17 protein-coding genes are annotated in these 17,171 nt (G+C 63.5%); 7 read left to right on the top strand and 10 right to left on the bottom strand.

From position 1 onward, the window contains the following. The first annotated feature begins 511 nt into the window (after positions 1-511). Entirely contained in the window at positions 512-868 is a 357-nt protein-coding gene (locus CP556_RS08160) for a hypothetical protein (RefSeq protein ID WP_098725162.1), read from the top strand. 67 nt (positions 869-935) lie between these two features. Here the strand turns inward: CP556_RS08160 and CP556_RS08155 are convergent, their stop codons facing one another. From CP556_RS08155 to tatC, 5 genes are all read right to left on the bottom strand, one after another. Then, on the bottom strand, positions 936-1,229 hold the full coding sequence (locus CP556_RS08155) for an amphi-Trp domain-containing protein (protein WP_098725161.1): 294 nt from the start codon (positions 1,227-1,229) through the stop codon (positions 936-938). Between the two features lie 86 nt (positions 1,230-1,315). Further along, positions 1,316-3,085, bottom strand: coding sequence for a nitrite/sulfite reductase (locus tag CP556_RS08150; RefSeq protein WP_098725160.1), 1,770 nt, complete (start codon positions 3,083-3,085; stop codon positions 1,316-1,318). A 401-nt stretch (positions 3,086-3,486) separates the two neighbouring features. Further along, positions 3,487-4,836, bottom strand: coding sequence for an MFS transporter (locus CP556_RS08145; RefSeq protein ID WP_098725159.1), 1,350 nt, complete (start codon positions 4,834-4,836; stop codon positions 3,487-3,489). A gap of 6 nt (positions 4,837-4,842) precedes the next feature. Continuing rightward, a complete protein-coding gene (gene nasA / locus CP556_RS08140; RefSeq protein ID WP_255291519.1) occupies positions 4,843-7,065 on the bottom strand; it encodes an assimilatory nitrate reductase NasA in 2,223 nt (740 codons plus the stop codon). A 447-nt stretch (positions 7,066-7,512) separates the two neighbouring features. Further along, positions 7,513-8,523 (bottom strand): twin-arginine translocase subunit TatC, encoded by a 1,011-nt coding sequence (gene tatC, locus CP556_RS08135; protein WP_098725157.1) that lies wholly within the window; start codon positions 8,521-8,523, stop codon positions 7,513-7,515. A gap of 140 nt (positions 8,524-8,663) precedes the next feature. Here tatC and CP556_RS08130 point away from each other — a divergent pair, with 140 nt between their 5' ends. Continuing rightward, positions 8,664-10,994 carry a twin-arginine translocase subunit TatC gene (locus CP556_RS08130; RefSeq protein WP_098725156.1) on the top strand — a complete coding sequence of 777 codons (2,331 nt, stop codon included), beginning with the start codon at positions 8,664-8,666 and terminating at the stop codon, positions 10,992-10,994. A gap of 574 nt (positions 10,995-11,568) precedes the next feature. On the opposite strand, the gene CP556_RS08125 is transcribed toward CP556_RS08130, so the two are convergent. From CP556_RS08125 to CP556_RS08115, 3 genes are all read right to left on the bottom strand, one after another. Continuing rightward, entirely contained in the window at positions 11,569-11,772 is a 204-nt protein-coding gene (locus CP556_RS08125; RefSeq protein ID WP_098725155.1) for a hypothetical protein, read from the bottom strand. Then, on the bottom strand, positions 11,769-12,122 hold the full coding sequence (locus tag CP556_RS08120; RefSeq protein WP_098725154.1) for a HalOD1 output domain-containing protein: 354 nt from the start codon (positions 12,120-12,122) through the stop codon (positions 11,769-11,771). Before CP556_RS08120 ends, CP556_RS08125 begins: the two co-directional genes overlap by 4 nt. Positions 12,123-12,217: 95 nt before the next feature. Then, the gene (locus CP556_RS08115; protein ID WP_098725153.1) at positions 12,218-12,859 is read right to left on the bottom strand and encodes a helix-turn-helix domain-containing protein; all 642 of its coding nucleotides are present in this window, start codon (positions 12,857-12,859) and stop codon (positions 12,218-12,220) included. Between the two features lie 184 nt (positions 12,860-13,043). Here CP556_RS08115 and CP556_RS08110 point away from each other — a divergent pair, with 184 nt between their 5' ends. From CP556_RS08110 to CP556_RS08100, 3 genes are all read left to right on the top strand, one after another. After that, positions 13,044-13,700: a helix-turn-helix domain-containing protein gene (locus CP556_RS08110; RefSeq protein WP_098725152.1), complete on the top strand. Its 657-nt coding sequence runs from the start codon at positions 13,044-13,046 to the stop codon at positions 13,698-13,700. Between the two features lie 287 nt (positions 13,701-13,987). After that, the gene (locus CP556_RS08105) at positions 13,988-14,368 is read left to right on the top strand and encodes a hypothetical protein (RefSeq protein ID WP_098725151.1); all 381 of its coding nucleotides are present in this window, start codon (positions 13,988-13,990) and stop codon (positions 14,366-14,368) included. 341 nt (positions 14,369-14,709) lie between these two features. Continuing rightward, positions 14,710-14,886, top strand: a complete 177-nt coding sequence (locus tag CP556_RS08100; RefSeq protein WP_098725150.1) for a ribbon-helix-helix domain-containing protein — start codon at positions 14,710-14,712, stop codon at positions 14,884-14,886. 8 nt (positions 14,887-14,894) lie between these two features. On the opposite strand, the gene CP556_RS08095 is transcribed toward CP556_RS08100, so the two are convergent. Further along, complete coding sequence (locus CP556_RS08095; RefSeq protein ID WP_098725149.1) at positions 14,895-15,671, bottom strand: 23S rRNA (uridine(2552)-2'-O)-methyltransferase; 777 nt, start codon at positions 15,669-15,671, stop codon at positions 14,895-14,897. An 11-nt stretch (positions 15,672-15,682) separates the two neighbouring features. Next, positions 15,683-15,847, bottom strand: coding sequence for a hypothetical protein (locus CP556_RS25890; RefSeq protein WP_176548149.1), 165 nt, complete (start codon positions 15,845-15,847; stop codon positions 15,683-15,685). Between the two features lie 84 nt (positions 15,848-15,931). Here CP556_RS25890 and CP556_RS08090 point away from each other — a divergent pair, with 84 nt between their 5' ends. After that, the gene (locus tag CP556_RS08090; RefSeq protein ID WP_098727327.1) at positions 15,932-16,675 is read left to right on the top strand and encodes a DNA polymerase sliding clamp; all 744 of its coding nucleotides are present in this window, start codon (positions 15,932-15,934) and stop codon (positions 16,673-16,675) included. A gap of 162 nt (positions 16,676-16,837) precedes the next feature. Continuing rightward, the gene (locus tag CP556_RS08085) at positions 16,838-17,152 is read left to right on the top strand and encodes a HalOD1 output domain-containing protein (protein WP_098725148.1); all 315 of its coding nucleotides are present in this window, start codon (positions 16,838-16,840) and stop codon (positions 17,150-17,152) included. The last annotated feature ends 19 nt before the right edge of the window (positions 17,153-17,171 follow it).

Raw genomic sequence — 17,171 nt, 5'->3', positions numbered from 1 at the left:
AATCTCGAGAGAGCGCAAAGCGCTCTCTCGGACCTCGCGGGATCTTCGATCCCGCTTAGCTTCGATGAAAAGCACTCCTCCTTCCGTTCGTTTCACTCACATCAGTCGTCGACCCGCTCGCTCACTGCGTTCGCTCACGGCGAGTATCGGTGAACCGCCTGCCCTTCCCCGAGTCGCGCAGCTCTCGCATCTGCTCGAGCCGCGCTCCCGGCCAACGCAGTAGTGCGTGCCAGTCACTCATAGGGTGCCTGATATCGAATCCGCGAGCGACGACCGACAACGACGGACTGCACCATCCCAGCCGATCACCGGACGTGAGAGCGAAACCGGCTGCCGGGACGAGGACAGATTCGTCGATCGTTCGGCTAGTGCGTGGGAGAGATGGACGTTCACCCAATATATAATCAATAACACCCCATAGAACTAATCGATATTCCAGGTCATGGACTTCCGTCCGATAATATTGCTTGTTGCGATACGAACGTAGCGCTCGGGTTAGTATCAGTGATCGATGGAAGCCGACGTGCCGCTCGAGTGGAACGCCGAAGAGTGTCGGACCTATACCCCGGCCGACATGGACCGGGAAATGCAGTATCGGACGTATCTCCACGAATCGGGTGATTTGCGGCTCAAGGTCGCGCCCGCCTCGCTCGACGGTGAAGATCATCCCGGCTACTCGCTGACGGCGACGAGCTACCCGGGGCTCGATCTCTCCGAAACGATGCGAGTCAGAACCGTCCTGACGTTCGAACGGTGTAACCGGATCGCTCGAGACTTCATGGATCTCTTCTCGGCCAGCTACGACGGCCCCGGCTCGCTCGAGGACGCCCTCGATTACGCGTACGAACGAACGCGAGAGCACCGCTAATCGCGTCGTCAGTGAGCCGACTGCGGGCGATCACCACCCGCACCACGCAAGCAGTAGAACGGCTGGATTATTCGATTTCGAGCGGTCCACCGCCGTTCCCGTCCCCGTCTCCTTCGCCGGCTTCGTCCCACTCGAGTTCGAATTCGACGCTCAGTTCGCCGGGCGCGTCGGCCGGTCCCTCGCGTTCGGCTTTGACCTCGAAGGTGGGACGGGCTGGCGGCTCGAGCGTCACGGATTCGGATCCCGCTTTGAGCGTGATCGCCTCGCCGTCCTCGAGGTTGTCCGCGACGCGTCGGAGAAGGGACGCGATATCCGCTCGACTCTGGTCGCTCTCGGATTTGAAGAGTACGTCTTCGGGCATGGTCGACTATACGGTCCGGAAGTTGATAAATACACGCCTGAGAAATCGGTTTGATACCGCCGAAAGAACACAGAATCGGTGCCGTCTCAGTCGTCCGAGGGAGCCGCGGACTCCTCGCCGACAGCGGCCGCCGCGGACTCGCTCTCCGCGAAGGGGTACCACGACTGCTTGGCGTCGGCCATGTACGGTGCCTCGAAGTCGGTCTCCTCGGGCTCGCAGAACTCGACGAGCTGTTCCTCGGCCGTCGCCTCGACCCACTGCCGGAACGTCTGTCCGTCCGAACGGTGGGCCGCGTAGGCCTGCAACAGGTTCCGGATCGCGCCGGGGGCCTCGTCGGCCGGCACGCGCTGTTGCACCCAGTCGATGAACGAGGGCTCCTCGCCGACGCCGCCGCCGACGCCGATATCGAAGGCCTCGACCATCTCACCGTCTTTGCGGGCGCGCATCCCCTGCAGACCGATGTCCGCGGTCATCGCCTGCCCGCAGTCAGCGGTACAGCCGGAGTAGTGCATCTTGATTTTGCCGACATCGTTGGGTAGGTCGACGTTCTTGTTGAACCAGCGCAGCATGCGAGCCATCCGGCCCTTCGTCTCGGTCAGCGCGATCGAACAGAACTCGGTTCCCGTACAGGCCATCGCACCGCGCTCGAAGGGGCTCGGCTCGGCAGGGTACGCCTCGAGCAGCGGTTCGGCGAGCAGGGCCTCGAGATCCTCGTCGGCGACATCGACGATGACGGGGTTCTGGCGGCGGGTCAGGCGGACCTCGCCGGAGCCGTACTCGTCGGCGTAGTCGGCCAGTTCGATGGCGTCCTCGGCGGGCAGGCGGCCGACGGGAACGCTCAAACCGACGTAATTCCGGCCATCCTTCTGGTCGCCGACGCCGACGTGATCGTGCTGGCCGTCCTCGACGGGACGGCCGGCGTTGTAGGTGTACTCCTCGCGGAAGTCCTCGCCCGCCGTGTGCATTTCGAACTCGACGTACTCCTCCTGAAGCGTCTCGCGGATCTTCTCCATGCCCCAGTCCTCGGCGAAGAACCGCGCGCGGTTCTTCGAACGGTTCTGGCGGTTGCCGTAGTCGTGGTAGAGCTCGACGAAACCGCGGCCCACCTCGTAGGCGTTCTCGGGCCGGACGAAGATATCGAGCGGCGTCGCGGCGCGGGGCTGACGACCGCCGAGCCCGCCGCCGACGCGGACGTTGAACCCGCGGGCTTCCTCGCCGTCTACCTCCTTCGTCGCCGGCTCGAACCCGATATCGTTGATCGAGTCCTGCGCACAGCCGACCGTACAACCCGACGCGCTGATGTTGAACTTCCGGGGCATGTTCGCGAGCGCGTCGTCCGTGCGAAGCTCCTCCTCGAAGCGCTCGAGTAGGGGGCCGGCCTCGACGAACTCTTCGGCCTTCCCGTGGAGCGGACAGCCGGAGATGTTGCGCATCGTGTCACCGCCCGCGGATCGGGAGTGAACGCCGGCCGACTCGAGTTGCTCCCAGATCTCGGGCACGTCCTCGAGTTTGAGCCAGTGCAACTGGACGGACTGGCGGGTCGTCAGATCAATCCAGCCGTTGCCGAACTCGGGGTTCTCGACGGGACCCGTCGCGTACTCGCGGGCGACCTCGCCGATCGTTCGCAGCTGGTCGGGCTCGAGAATGCCGCTGGCGTTGGTCAGTCGCATCATGAAGTACGACTCCTGCCCGGAGCGCTGGTGGAACAGTCCCCAGAACTTGAACCGGGTGAACCACGTCTCGCGTTCGTCCTCCGGAATCGCTTCGTAGCCGCCGTTTTCGGCGAACTCGAGGATGTGTTCACGGACCTCATCGCCGTAACAGCCCTCCTTGAGTTCTTCTTTCTTATGCGCCATCGCGGACCACCCCGACCGAACGATCGGACTCGAATTCGCAGAGTTCCTCGCCAAACATGTCGTAATTCACGTTTTGGCGTCATGTTCCTAAAGCATATAACAGTGATCGTTTACAAACAACTTATTTTGACCCGTATTCGGAGCCGGACGTGGGATATCCAATGAGATATGGTCAGTATTAGGATGTATATCACGGATCAGCGGGGGAGAGAATGGGTGATTTCAAAGACGGCCGGCGCGACTCTATCCCGTCTCGCGAGCAATCGCGAATTTCGTCTTCGGTCCCGGGGCACGAAGCCGACGCGCGGCGGGTGACACGGCCGGGACGGCATCACGACCGGGTGTGTGGCTGGCCCCAAACTCGACAATCGGGCAGAAAGTGGGTCAAAAACCGGACAGGTTCAATCGTCGGACGGAACCGGGCCGTCCGGCGTCGGCACCACTCGAGCGCGGTACAGCCCGCCCGAGAGCCCAATCGAGGCGATCGCGAGGACGAGGAAAACGACGAAACCGTTCGCGTAGCCGGCGGGCCCCTGCAGATCGACGAAGAGCCCGAGAATCGGCGGGATGACGAAGCCGCCGAACGCGCCGAGGCCGCCGACCAGCCCCGACGCGCCGCCGACGGCCTCCGGCACGTACTTCGGGACGAGCCCGAACACAGCCGCGTTGGCGATGCCGATCCCGATACCGAGCAGGACCGTCGCGGCGACCGCGATCGGGACGGTCCGAGCCGCCATCAGAACGGCCGCAGCGACGGCGACGACAGCGAAACTCGCGATCGCGGTCCGTTCGCCGCCGATTCGGTCACTGATGATGCCCCCCGGAACGCGAATGAGCGCCGCGAGTAGCGTGAAGGCGATCGCGGTGAGGGCACCCGACGCCTGCAGGTCGAGATCGTGGACGGCCGTCCAGTAGGACGGAAACCAGGTCGTCAACGCGAGGAAGCCGCCGAACGACGCGAAAAAGAGCGCGACGAGCACCCACGTTCGCGGGATGCCGGCCGCCTCGCGGATCGACGCCATCGCGTCCCCGCTCGGGAACAGCTCCTGGCCCCGCGTTTCGGCCCGTTGCTTCGCTGTCTCGGTCTGGAGTCCCTGCTTCCGGAGCTGGAAGAACGGGGGATCGACGGCGATGACGCCGTAGACGAACGTCCCGCAGACGAGAAAGCCGAACCACGCGAGGTAGGCACCCGTCAGGCCGAGCGCGGCGAGCGCGACGGGGACGAGGAGGGTGAAGATTCCCGGCGAGCTGTTGCCCAGGCCCGCGTACACAGCGAGCATCGTTCCCTGTCGGTCCTCCGGTGACCAGTACGACGTCTGGGCCGCCCCGACGGAGAACGTCGCGATTCCACAGCCCGAAAGCGCGCCGAACAGGAAGACGAGCGGGTAGTGGGCCATCGTCAGACCGTCGGTCCCGAGGGTTACGAGAATCGTCGACAGGCCGGCCATCCCCACGACGGCACCGCCGAGCAAAACCAGGAACGGCTTCGCCGCCCCGACGTCCTCGACCCACGCGCCGAAGGGAATGCGAAGGAGCGACCCGGTCAACTGCGGCGCTGCGACCAGCAGTCCGAGCGTGAGCCCAGAGAGGCCCATCGCCCCCTCGAGTTCGGTCGCGACGGGGCCGTAGAGCACCACGCCGGCGAATCCGACGAAGAAGCCGAGCGTCGCGGACGCCACACCCCGTCGCGGACTCCCCCGGATTGGGGGTGTGCCGTCGCTCGCGGGACCAGATGTCGATTTCGCGGTCATACGTCCTCAGGCACTCGCTTCCGCGACCGCCCTGACGTCGCGCTCCCGCGGCGCCTCGAGGCGGACGGCACACTGCTTGAAGTTCGGCTCGTTCGAGCGCGGGTCGACGTCGGGCAGGGTGAGGTCGTTCACGTCGGGGTGGTGAATCGGCAGCCAGACGACCCCGTCGGGGATCGCCTCGTCGGTCTCCACGCTGACGGTGACCGATGCCCGTCGAGAGACCACGCGGCCGTACTGCCGGTCCTCGTCTCCCTCGTCGGCCTCGTCGCTCATGTGGCCGTCAGCGGGGGCCTCGAGCTCGTCCGCGATCGCGGCGGCCGTCGCCGGGCTGACCCGCGCCGTCGGCGGTTCGTCCTCGCGGGTCCGGACCCCGGTATTGTACGCGTCCGGGCGGCGTGCAGTGGTCAGCGTGAACGGATAGGACTCGTCGGTCGGCTCGGGAAGCGGCCGGGCCTCGCCCGTCGAGAACCGCGCGCGGCCTGACTGGGTGTAGAACGACCACGATTCGTCGGTCGGGCCGCCGGAATCAGTCTCGCCGTCGATCGCATCTCCGTCGTCGGCCGTTCGCTCGCCGGTATCGTTCGTCGTCTGCTCGTCATCGTTGTCACCCGTCTGCTCGTCGCCGCGATCCCCGGCCTCGTAGTATCGGTAGCCCGCCGACGCGTCCGGTGCCGGTGCCGGCCAGCGAACCGCGCGTTCGGCCTCGAGGCGCTCGTAGCTGATCCCGGAGAGATCGGCGGGGGTGTCGGCTGTCAGCGCCGCGAACTCGTCGAAGACCGCTTCGGGCTCCTGCGTCCGATCGAACAGATCGGGGACGATACGATCGGCGAGGTCGCCGATCAACTCGAGGTCCGTCCGGACGCCCGAGGGAGTCTCCGTTGCGGCCCGAACCCGGGAGACGGTCCGCTCCATGTTGGTCGTCGTCCCCTCGGACTCGCCCCACGTCGCCGCGGGCAGGACGACGTCGGCGTACTCGACCGTTTCGCTCCGGAAGGCGTCCTGCACGACGAGGAACGCGTCCTCGAGTTTCTCGCGGACGCGCGTCGCATCGGGCATGCCCGCGACGGGGTTGGTCGCGACCGCGTAGACGGCGTCGACGTCGTCGCCGAGCGCGTCGACGATGCCGACCGGTCCCGGCCCCGTGTCGTCGGGAAATCGCGAGACCGGCACGCCCCATGTCTCGGCGACCGCCCTGCGGTGGTCCGGATCCGCGAACGGGCGGTGACCGGGCCACGACCCCTTCGAGGAGCAGACGCGGGTCCCCATCGAGTTGGCCTGTCCGGTCAGCGAGAACGGTCCCGACCCCGGCCGGAGGTTGCCGGTCGCGAGACAGCAATCGATCAGCGCGCCCGCGGCCGCGGTCCCGTTGACGCTCTGGTTGATGCCCATCCCCCAGTAGAGTAGTGCGGGATCCTCGAGCGCCGCTGCGAGGCGGTCGACGTCGGCCATCGAGACACCCGCCATCTCGGCGGCCTCGGCTGCATCGGGAAGCTCCGCGCGGAGTTCGTCGAAGCCGACCGTCGCCTCCTCGACGAACGCCTCGTCGATCCGGTCCGTCTCGACGACGCGAGCGAGAACGGCTCGAGCAAGCGCGAGATCGGCACCTGGCTCGAGCGGGACGTGGTGGTCGGCGACCTCGACGGTCTCGCTGTGAACGGGGTCAACTACGATGAGTTCGGAGTCGTCCTCGTCGGCGGACTGGCGGATCCAGCGAAACATGACCGGGTGGGCGGCCGACGGATTCGCGCCCCAGACGACGTGCGTCTCGGCCTCGGGGATGTCGTCGTAGGTCGGCGGCGGCGCGTCACTGCCGAACGCGTCGTAGTAGGCGGTGACGGCCGAGGCCATACACAGCGTCGTGTTGGCGTCGTAGTAGCGGGTCCCGAAGCCGCCGCGGGCGAGCTTGCCCAGGGCATAGGCGGCCTCGTTGGTCTGCTGCCCGCTCCCCAGGACCGCGACGCTGTCGCTCCCGCCGTCTTCCAGCGCGGTACCGAGGCCTTCCGCCGCGCGCTCGAGGGCCGATTCGATGGTGGTCGCCACGAGCTCGCCGTCTTTGCGTACGAGCGGCCTGGTGAGCCACTCGCCGCCCGGATCGGCGGTCTCGCTGACGCCGCGCTGGCAGGCCAGTCCCCGGTTGACCGGATGACTCGGATCGCCGCGGACGGTCCCGAGGCCGTAGCCGCGGTCGGGAGCCTGCTGGACGTGCCCGCAGCCGACCGCACATCGCATACACGTGGTCGGCACCAGATCGGTCACGGCTCACACCTCCGAGACGCGACGCGGACGGGAATGTGTGATTTACAATCACACCTATCGGAGAGAGATTTGCTCGATATCATTCAGAGTTTCACGCCTCAAGAAAACATATGCAACTACTAAACGGTGATCGTTTACAAACCGAGTATTTTCCACGCCGAATCGAAGAGAGTCCACAATATGCGAACGGATAGGGAGAATATAAGGGGATTAAACGGCGGCTATTCCGCCGAATCGAGCGGACATATGTCCACGAATGTATCCCGCGGTACTAAGTAGCAAGATCGGGTCGTCGCACAGCGAGCGACGAACTATCACACCAGTCAGAAATCTCGGACGATCGCCCGGTCGATCACGCGAAGCGACAGCCGAGAGGAACACGACCGACCCGACACCGGCTCGAAACGGGGCCGCGTCGGACTACTCGCGTCCGACCCACTTCAGGACGAACAGCGTCCCTTCGAACAGCAGGATCATCGTGACAGCGACCAGGATGGGAGCCATCCCGGTCGGATCGAGCGTGAACATGAACGAGAGCCCCGCGAAGCCCGCCCAGAAGTACAGCCGCTTCTGGGCCAGCCAGCGGCGGGTCGTCACGCCCATCATGATCGCCAGCATGATGAAGAGCGGAATCTGGAACACGATCGCGAGAAAGCCCATGAGCGTGATGATCAGGTTGAACGTGTCGCCCAGCGCGTACGCGATCTCGGCGCTTCCCTCCGCGTAGTAGGTGAAGTACCGAAAGAGGATCGGCAACACGAGCACGTAGGAAAACAACATCCCGATCGCGCCGAGAACGACGCTCGTCGGCACCGCCGCGAGGTAGTACTTGCGCTCGTTCGGATACAGCCCCGGCCGCATGAACAGGTAACACTCGTAGACGAACGCCGGCAGCGCGATCATGATCCCGAGCAGCGACGAGATCTTGATCCGGGTCAACCACAGCTCGAGCGGGTTGTAAACGTGAGGTGGCGGGACCTCGCCGGCGTCGTAGGGGAAGACGTTGAACCAGATGAATTCGATCGCGTCGGAGGCCCACAGCAGCCCGATCGCCGTCCCGCCGGCTCCGAACAGCAAGACGACCGCCAGCCGGAGCACCATCTCCTCGATGTGATCGGCCAGGGGCATCTCCTCGTCGTCCGGCGGCGTCGAGAGTCCGCCGATATCGTCGTCAGGATCGGGGTACGGCTGCTCGGGGGTGTGCGGATCGCCGACGACGCCTTCGCCGTCGGTCTCGAGGTTCGGCGACTCCACACCGTCGGTCGCTGACGATCCGGTATCGGAGGCGGGGTCGGATTCGGCGGCATCGTCCGGAGCTAGCGGTCGCTCGTCGAGGTCGCCCCGTGACTCGTCAGGGCCCTCGATATCGGGGTCGTCCCGTGACTCTTCGGGAGACTCGGCATCGCGATCGTCCGCCGGCTCGTCCGACATCTACGGAATACTGATAGGCCACCGGTTATAGGCCTTTTTCTTACGACTACCCCTCGAGAGTGAGAAGGCCGCTCGATCGCCCCACGAACCCGCACACCCACTCGAAAGGTTGATAACTGGATGTCAGTTACCCCAACCCAATGAGTTCTGCCGTCGACGAGGACACCGCCCGGGCCATCAACAGCGGCCGGGAGACGATCGGCGCGCTCCTCTCGGGTGCCCAAGAGCACCTGCAGAAGGTATTTATCGTCTTTCTCATCGGCTTTGTCAGCTCCTTTTACGCGCTCCGCGTGGTCGTCTGGGACTTCCTCGAGGCGACCGCGAAGGGGCAGATGAACGAGGAGATCGCCGGCTCGACTGACATCATCACGCGAACGCCGTTCGAGGTGATCCTCTTACAGGCCAAGATCGGGATGATCACGGGCGCCGTCGTCGCGATTCCCGCACTGCTCTTTTTCTCCCGGAAAGCGATCCGTCGGCGCGGCTATCACAGCGTCGTCCCGATCTCGAAGGGGTATATCGCCGGCTTCGTCGTGATGGCGCTCTCGCTGTTCGTGGCGGGGGTCATCTACGCCTACACCATCTTCTTCCCGTATGCGTTCGGCTTCCTCGCGGGGAACGCCGTCAGTGCCGGCGTCAAACCCAGTTACGGGATCACCGAGTTCACCGAGTTCATGGCGCTGCTGACGCTCTCGTTCGGACTTGCCGCCCAGCTCCCGCTGTTGATGGGCGTGCTGTCCTACACCGAGATCATTCCCTACGAGACGTTCCGGGACAAGTGGCGACACGCCGTCGTCGGGATCGTCATCTTCGGGGCCCTGTTCTCGCCGCCGGATCCGTTCACGCAGGTCATGTGGGCCATGCCGATGGTTATCCTCTACGTCTTCAGCCTCGGCCTGGCGAAGGTCGTCACCAACGTTCGCCGGCGCGGCGCGGCGAAATCCGAGGGGACGGGAACCGACCACGTCAAGCGGCGTCTCCTCCAGTTCGGCGGCGTGCTCGCCGTCGTCGCGGCCGCGATTTCCGCCGCCGTCAACCAGGGCGGCTTCGGCTACCTCCGCGAGTCCGTCTACCCGACGTTCCCGTCGTGGCTGCGCCCCAGCGGGACCCTCGGACTCGAGGCGATGGCGAACACGCACGGTCTCGCCGGTGAGATCGCGGTCGGTCTCCTGGTCAGCGCCGCCGTCGGGTTCGTAGTCCTGCTTGGCTACACGATCCACGTGCTCCAGCAACCGGTCTACCCGCGAGCGGACGACATTCGGCGGGCCGACACCCACGAGGACGTCGACTTCGAGACGCTCGCGGTCGAGGACATCGACGACGTGTCGGTGCAAGTCTTCCACAGTATGAGCGAGGACCAGGCGCTCGAGTACTCCCGGCAGGCGATGTACGACGACGATCGGGAAAAGGCACAAGCCATCCTCGACAGGTTCGATTCGATCGAGACGGCCGACGATGGCGGTGACGGCGCGGCCGCGAGCGCTACCGCGAGCGCCGCAGGCGGTGACACCGGCGAGGACGAGAGCCTCTTCGCGAGTACCGCGGCCGGCATGCTCGACCCGTTCACTGAGGAGGAGACGGACGAGGACGACATCGGGGGCTACGCCTACGACATCGCCTTCATCTTCAACAGTCTCACCTCGAAGGTGTTCCGCATCGTCGGGCTGTTCATGGTCGTCATGGGCGGCACCTTCTTCTGGCTCTACTCGGGCGGTCTCGGGGACATCCTCAGGCTCTTCCTCGATCGGGTTCCCCAGAACGTGCTCGATGAGGTCGCTACCCGCAACGACATCGACCCGAGCGGGATGGATCTCGGCGAACTCATCGAAGCGATGGACATCGTCGTCGCGTTGCATCCGGTCGAAGTGCTCATCTTCGAGGCGAAAGTGAGCGCCCTCGCCGGGCTCGTCGCCACGCTGCCGGTGATACTGTTCTACGCCTGGCCGGCCGCCAAGGAGCGCGGGCTGGTGTACGGCGACCGGCGCACGTTCGTCGTCTGGGGCGGCGGCCTGCTCGTCGGCTTCGCCGTCGGAACCTATCTCGGGTTCTTCTGGGTCGCGCCGACGATCATCTCGTATCTGGTCTCGGACGCGATCAGCAACGGGATGATCATCTCCTACCGGATCAAGAGCTTCTTCTGGCTCGTGATCGCCACGACCGTCGGCATCGGCTTCCTGCTCAACATCATCGTCACGATGGCGCTGTTCCACGTCGGCGGCGTCGCCAGCTACCGCTCGATGCTCGAGCGCTGGCGGCCCGTCGTCGTCGGCATCTTCGTCATCGCTGCCTTCTTCAGCCCGAAGGGGATCCTGATGATGTTGCTGTTCGCCATCCCGATCTCGCTGACCTACCTGCTCGGTCTCGCCGTTCTCTACGTCCTCACGGGCGGCGGCCGGCTGTTCGGCGGTGGTGGCGGCGGCTCGGCGGCTCCGTCGGACACCGAGGACGCCGGTCCGACCGCGACGGAGTGACGGCGTCCACTGTTCCTCGACCGACGTTTCATCGCTCGCTCAGTCTTGCAGCTGCTTCGTAGAGGGGATCGCTGTACCGCTCAGACGACGCAACCCACATGCGGTGGCGCGCGCTGCCCGCTGGCCGAACAGGAGTAAGGACAGCTGACGATAGTGTGCGAGGTCTTCGCGAGTATTACGGTCGAAATCGTTCGAGACGGCAAAGCCGTCTCGTGATGCGAAAATCTCCGGGTTTTCAGCAGCTTGTCAGAGCGTGCTCTGGCAGTGGACGAGCGAACGCAGTGAGTGAGCGGTAGGGCAAGACCGGAGGTCCCACGAATCATGCGAATAGTGCGAGGCCGTGGGCCTCGCAGACCATGTGAACGGGCAGAAAGCCCGTGAACAGACGGTGCCGCCGTGAGCACACGGGTGCCGAAGCCCCGGTAAGTCGAAATCGACTGGCGGGGGCATGGCGATTCCGTGTTGCCACGATAGAGGACGCTTCGTTACACTGCTCCCGCCCGAATAAGCCGCTCCATCCTCCCAATCAATCACCGCTCAGAGAAACCGTTTTACATGCTGTACGTGCCCTCTATCACTCGCTTGTCGACGGAATATCCTGCACCTCGTTCTTTTGTACTTCGGTAACGATCACGTCCCAGTCCGGATAGTCGGTTCCGTTCCGACAGTCCCACCCGCCTTCGATCTCGAGGTCACTGTCGTACGCGCGACGGAGAAGCGCTTTCAGTTCGGCACGTAACTCCGCTTCGGACGAGGGCGGCGTCTCGTCGGTCGTCATTGGCGTGTGATTCCGACGTTCTCGCGGGCGACACGTTCGGAGTTCAGTGGAGAGAGCGTTATCTCCCCGTTACTGAGCGCGGTTATTTCGTGCCCTTCGACCGTAAACGAGACACTGACCGGTTCGTTCGATGAGTCCCGACATCGAACCAGATCATCGAGGGCATCGGTATCGATCGTGTTGTGAAGCGGGTCCAGTTCGAGCGGGTCGGTATCCAGAACGTTCGACACTGCGGCGACAACGGCCATGCTCGTGGCAGTCGCGTCCTGATCGTACCGGGCACGGTACGTGTCTGACTCCCGATCGAACTCAAGCGACTCTAACTCGACACTGGCTAAACTGGCAGTCATAGATATCTACAATACGCTAGCGGTCTGCGGCGGTTTAACACAGACACTGATTATACAGGAGGTATTAATACTGCTGTCCGGATTTCCGGTCGAGATTACTGATTGGTGAGCGTCCCGCCGATGAGCCGTCGGTGACCGCGTCTGAGTCGAGACGAAAGCGACTGCTGCGTGATTCCGAGTTCCGCGGCGATATCCTCGAGCGAGGCCTCACGCGGCGAATCGAAGTATCCGCGTTCGTAAGCCAACACCAGCGCTTCTCGCTGGGTGTCGGTCAACTCGTAGTCGTCGCCCTGTATCGGGAGCAACTGGTGAACTGCGGTAATCTCAATGGGAATGTCGTGCGCTTGGCAGTTGGTACGGAAGTCGCTGATCGCCTCACGGCTCTCACCGCGGACTTCGAAGTCCCACCCCGCTTTCGTTCCGACTCCGGAGAGAACGGAGATGTTGGTTTCGGTAAGGGCGCTCAGGATGCCGAAATACTCCGGTTCCCACTCCGCACGCATGAGATACTCGTCGTCGACGCTGTCGATGAGTTTGAGGGTAACCAATCCAGCGTGGGTTTCGAACGCAGCTTCGATGTCCTCGGCGGCCGCACCCCGGACCCAGAAATACGGGATTATCAGGTCCTCCTGGGGGAGGAGTCGCTCCATCTTGATCGTTACCTCGGGGAGATTTTGGAAGACCGTCCCCAATGGAAACTCGTCCGCCGGACTCGTAAATTCCATCACGGTAGCCATACCGGTGGTTCGCCACGAAGGCCGATAACCCACGTGGGTGGTGTACCAAGCACCGACGGTGATGGCTTGTACGCGACGGCATCAGAGAGGAGTGATAGAGAGCCACAATCTATCGGTTCCGGACGTGCATGGTGGACCATGCCAGTCCGTTTTATCTATGTATTGCCAATCAACGCAGCACGAAATGAGCGTGATTGCAGAATTCCGGGTTCCATCTTCGGATTTCGAACTCGGACGGATTCTCGACGTGGAGGGGATCACGTCCATCGAACTCGAGAATCTCGTCCCGATCGGCGAGGCGACCGTTCCGCTCTTCTGGATCCACAACTCGACGCGACACTCGTTTCTCGAGTCCGTCCAGCGCCACCCGGCCGTCACCAGCGCGGCTGAGGTAGACGTGTTCGACGACAGGGCGCTCGTCACCCTCGACTGGGATGCGAACCACGATCACCTCTTCGAGGGAATCACCGAGAGCGAGGGACAGCTATTGAGTGCCATCGGAACGCGCGATTCGTGGGAGTTCGAGTTGCGATTTCCCGATCACGACGCCCTCAGCGAGTTCAGAACACACTGTGAGGACGCACAGATTTCACTGGAGGTACAGCGCGTGTACAACCCGACGAAACCGGACGCCGGTCCGTGGTACGGATTGACCGAACTCCAGCGCGAAGCGATCACGCTCGCCGTCCGGATGGGATACTACGACATACCGAGAGGCTGTACGACCAAGGAACTCGCGGACGAACTCGGGATTTCGGATCAGGCCGTGACGGAACGACTCCGTCGTGCGATCGTGTCGCTCGTCACGTACACGCTCGTCCAGTCCGAGTCGGAGGGCTGAACCGTCTCGTTCCCTCGTGTACCAAGGCAAATCCACACAGGGTTGGCGAAGTAATGAGTTCATATGGGCCGTAAGCAGGGATTGGGACGAGTTGACAGGAGAATTCGTATGACGGTCAGTGAAAACGAACAGGAGACGGTGATCCCTTCGAATGACGGTCTCTCGACAGTCGCCAGCGAACACCGTCGGGCCGTACTTCGATCGCTGGATCGAACTGATAATAACATAACATATTACTCCGCACGGAACCGACGTGTGATCCGAATATCACCACTTGAGGGGGCTCAATGATGCACAATGATGCCGCGTTCGAGGCGTTGGCTGACGGTCAGCGACGCGGGTTATTGATCGAGTTACTGGAATCCGGCCGATACCACGTCCCAGAGTTGTCCAGCAGTTCCCAGGAAATTGTTGAAGCGAACCAGCGGTTCCTCCGCGAGTATCTGTCCACCGATCAAGAGAGCAACGCGGGCGACAAGGAACTCATCCGTATGCACGCGGTTCACATTCCAAAGCTCGCTGGCGACCGCTTCATCGAGTGGGACCGACACGATTACGTCGCCACGAAAGGTCCTCGGTTCGACGAGCTGGTGCCCGTTCTCGAACTGGTAGACGAGTTGCGAGACGACCGTCCCGTGGCGGATGCCGTCATCACTCTCAAACAGTGAGAACGGATCAGTAACGATAACAGCCGCTGAACGTCACTGCACCGCCGATCGCACGACTACTGTGCGATCGATGTGTAAATCGGTTCAGTTGTTGCTATACTGAAACGTGTGGTAACAGGGTATGTTCTGCTGCGCTGGCAGCACGGAAGTATCACGCCTCCCCCGACCGCACGCCCACCTCAGCCGATTTCCACTCACGAGCAACTCGAGACTCCGGGTGAGATATCGTTCGCCTGAACGGCATCCCGGCCGAGTCGGAATCCGTCTCGAAACGAAATCCCGATCGAAACCGTGCGATCAACCCTCTTAAGTCGAGGACGTGCGAACGACTATCCAGACTGATGCCCAAGATCAGCGTCGAAATTCCGCAGGAACTCCTCGAGGATCTGGACGACCACGTCGGCGACGACGGGAAGTTCGTCAACCGCAGCGACGCGATTCGCTCCTCGATCCGAAAGAACCTGGACATCTTGGACGAGATCGACGAGCGCCACGACCGCCTCGAGACGGAGGAGTAGCCGACCGGTCAGTCCCGGTCGATCCGCTGTGCGAAGCCGAAGTTCGGCTTGACGTCCTCGACGCACACTGTGACGGTCTCGCCTTCCTCCGTGTCGGGGACGAACAGCCGGTAGCCGTCGACGCTCGCCATGCCGTCGCCCTCGTTCCCGACGGCGTCGATCTCGACCTCGAGTTCGTCGCCCGGCCGCACCGTCGCGGTGAGCCGTCCCTTTCCGATAAAGTAGACCTCGGAGGACTCGTCACGGCTGGCCTTCGGCGACGTCGCACGGACGTACTGGAACTCCTTCTCAACGTCCGCTCGGAAGTCGTCGACATCCGGCCCCTCGAAGACCTTCACGACGAAGTCCCCGCCGCTGTCCAGGAGTTCGATGGACGTCTCGAAGGCCTGTCGTGCGAGGTGCAGCGAGCGGGCCTGATCGAGCGAGTACTCCCCGGACATGTTGGGTGCCATGTCGGAGACGACGACGTCGACCGGGCCCCCGGCGGCGTCGATAACCCGATCGCGGGTCTTGTCCTCGGTCATGTCCCCGCGGAGCGTCTCCACGTTGTCGTGGTCCTCGAAGTCCTTGATCCGCTGGAAGTCGACGCCGATAACGTTCCCCTCCGAGCCGACCGCCTCGGCGGCGACCTCGAGCCAGCCGCCGGGGGCCGCCCCCAGGTCGACGACCGTATCGCCGCGATCGATGACGTTCTCGAGCTGGTCGAGCTGTTTGAGCTTGTATGCCGCTCGAGAGCGATACCCTTCCTGCTTCGCCTTGTTGTAGTAGTGGTCTTTACCTGCCATCGAAATTGCACTCAGTTAGCGTCGCTAGGCGGTCGAGACGGATAGGTGCCGCGACTCGCGGTTTCAGGCCGCGAATACGCGGTCCCGACTCGAGAAGCCGCGTCCATCACTGCCCGCTCGATCGCGCGGTCCCCGGAAACGAGTTCCTCCTCGAGGCGGTGTCGTCCGGCGATCACCGCCAAGCCACGAGTCGAGATTGCTCGAGCCCGCTCGCGCGTAAAGGGTGGCTTTTTATGGCGACCGTCCGTACGCCAACCTATATGTTCAAGGCCATCGTGAGCGCCGAAACGCTCACCAGCGCGCTCGATTCGGTGAGCGTGCTGGTCGACGAGTGCAAGATCCACCTCGAGGAAGACGGACTGGAGATCCGCGCCGTCGACCCCGCGAACGTCGGGATGGTCGACCTCTCGCTCGATGCGTCTGCGTTCGAATCCTACGAGGCGGACGGCGGACTGATCGGCGTCGACCTCTCGCGGCTCGAGGATATCGCCGGCATGGCCGACACCGGCCAGCTCATCCAGCTCGAACTCGACGAGGAGACCCGCAAGCTCCACATCCAGATCGACGGGCTCGAGTACACGCTCGCGCTCATCGATCCCGACTCGATCCGCCAAGAGCCGGACATTCCGGACCTCGACCTGCCCGCGGAGGTCGTCCTCGAGGGGAAAGACGTCAACCGCTCCGTAACGGCCGCCGACATGGTGTCCGATCACATCGCACTCGGCGTCGACGAAACTGACGAGTTCTTCTACGTCAACGCGGAGGGCGACACCGACGACGTCCACCTCGAGCTCACCCAGGACGATCTGATCGATCTGCAGGTCGGTCCAGCCCGCTCGCTGTTCTCGCTGGACTACCTCAAGGACATGAACAAGGCGATTCCCAAGGACACCGAGGTCACGCTCGACCTCGGCGAGGAGTTCCCCGTCAAGATCTACTTCGGCTTCGCGGAGGGGCAGGGACAGGTTACCTACATGCTCGCGCCGCGCATCCAGAGCGACTGATACGGCAGCTGTAACTGTTTGCGGGCGCATTCGTATGGCCGGTCGCAGGTGCGCCGGAACTGACTGACAGCAGACCGGATGACGCGCTCGAGCGTCATCGGCTACTTAATACGATGATATAGGCAGGCGAGTGGCTACCCGAGTTCTCGACAATAACAGGGTATGCCCTCCCCAAACGATTCGACGGACGAGTCGGAGTCGCCCGATCACAGCTACGTCACCACGTTCGATCCGGCGGACGGCCGGCCGAGCGAGGCCGTTGTCACCGCAGTCGCCGCGGTTCTCGAGGCCGATCCCGCCGAGCTAGCGCCGCTGTACGACGTCATGGATCCGGGCGCGCTCAACGATCTGGTCGAGCACGCCCAGCGAGGCGAGACCGACGACACTCATCTGGTGTGGTTCACCTACGAGGGCCTCGATGTCGGCGTCCGAAGCGACGGTGAGATCCGGATCCGGGACGTCACTGCAGCCAGCTGACGACCGTTTCCCGAGCAGC

The organism is Natrinema sp. CBA1119, assembly GCF_002572525.1.
Lineage (GTDB): Archaea > Halobacteriota > Halobacteria > Halobacteriales > Natrialbaceae > Natrinema.
This window is presented reverse-complemented; position numbering and strand designations above follow the sequence as displayed.

What these genes read in the sequence shown, in the direction of transcription:
- CP556_RS08160 (WP_098725162.1), top strand. Translation starts at nt 512, where the DNA reads ATGGAAGCCGACGTGCCGCTCGAGTGGAACGCCGAAGAGTGTCGGACC.
- CP556_RS08155 (WP_098725161.1), bottom strand. Translation starts at nt 1,229, where the DNA reads ATGCCCGAAGACGTACTCTTCAAATCCGAGAGCGACCAGAGTCGAGCG.
- CP556_RS08150 (WP_098725160.1), bottom strand. Translation starts at nt 3,085, where the DNA reads ATGGCGCATAAGAAAGAAGAACTCAAGGAGGGCTGTTACGGCGATGAG.
- CP556_RS08145 (WP_098725159.1), bottom strand. Translation starts at nt 4,836, where the DNA reads ATGACCGCGAAATCGACATCTGGTCCCGCGAGCGACGGCACACCCCCA.
- nasA (WP_255291519.1), bottom strand. Translation starts at nt 7,065, where the DNA reads ATGCGATGTGCGGTCGGCTGCGGGCACGTCCAGCAGGCTCCCGACCGC.
- tatC (WP_098725157.1), bottom strand. Translation starts at nt 8,523, where the DNA reads ATGTCGGACGAGCCGGCGGACGATCGCGATGCCGAGTCTCCCGAAGAG.
- CP556_RS08130 (WP_098725156.1), top strand. Translation starts at nt 8,664, where the DNA reads ATGAGTTCTGCCGTCGACGAGGACACCGCCCGGGCCATCAACAGCGGC.
- CP556_RS08125 (WP_098725155.1), bottom strand. Translation starts at nt 11,772, where the DNA reads ATGACGACCGACGAGACGCCGCCCTCGTCCGAAGCGGAGTTACGTGCC.
- CP556_RS08120 (WP_098725154.1), bottom strand. Translation starts at nt 12,122, where the DNA reads ATGACTGCCAGTTTAGCCAGTGTCGAGTTAGAGTCGCTTGAGTTCGAT.
- CP556_RS08115 (WP_098725153.1), bottom strand. Translation starts at nt 12,859, where the DNA reads ATGGCTACCGTGATGGAATTTACGAGTCCGGCGGACGAGTTTCCATTG.
- CP556_RS08110 (WP_098725152.1), top strand. Translation starts at nt 13,044, where the DNA reads ATGAGCGTGATTGCAGAATTCCGGGTTCCATCTTCGGATTTCGAACTC.
- CP556_RS08105 (WP_098725151.1), top strand. Translation starts at nt 13,988, where the DNA reads ATGATGCACAATGATGCCGCGTTCGAGGCGTTGGCTGACGGTCAGCGA.
- CP556_RS08100 (WP_098725150.1), top strand. Translation starts at nt 14,710, where the DNA reads ATGCCCAAGATCAGCGTCGAAATTCCGCAGGAACTCCTCGAGGATCTG.
- CP556_RS08095 (WP_098725149.1), bottom strand. Translation starts at nt 15,671, where the DNA reads ATGGCAGGTAAAGACCACTACTACAACAAGGCGAAGCAGGAAGGGTAT.
- CP556_RS08090 (WP_098727327.1), top strand. Translation starts at nt 15,932, where the DNA reads ATGTTCAAGGCCATCGTGAGCGCCGAAACGCTCACCAGCGCGCTCGAT.
- CP556_RS08085 (WP_098725148.1), top strand. Translation starts at nt 16,838, where the DNA reads ATGCCCTCCCCAAACGATTCGACGGACGAGTCGGAGTCGCCCGATCAC.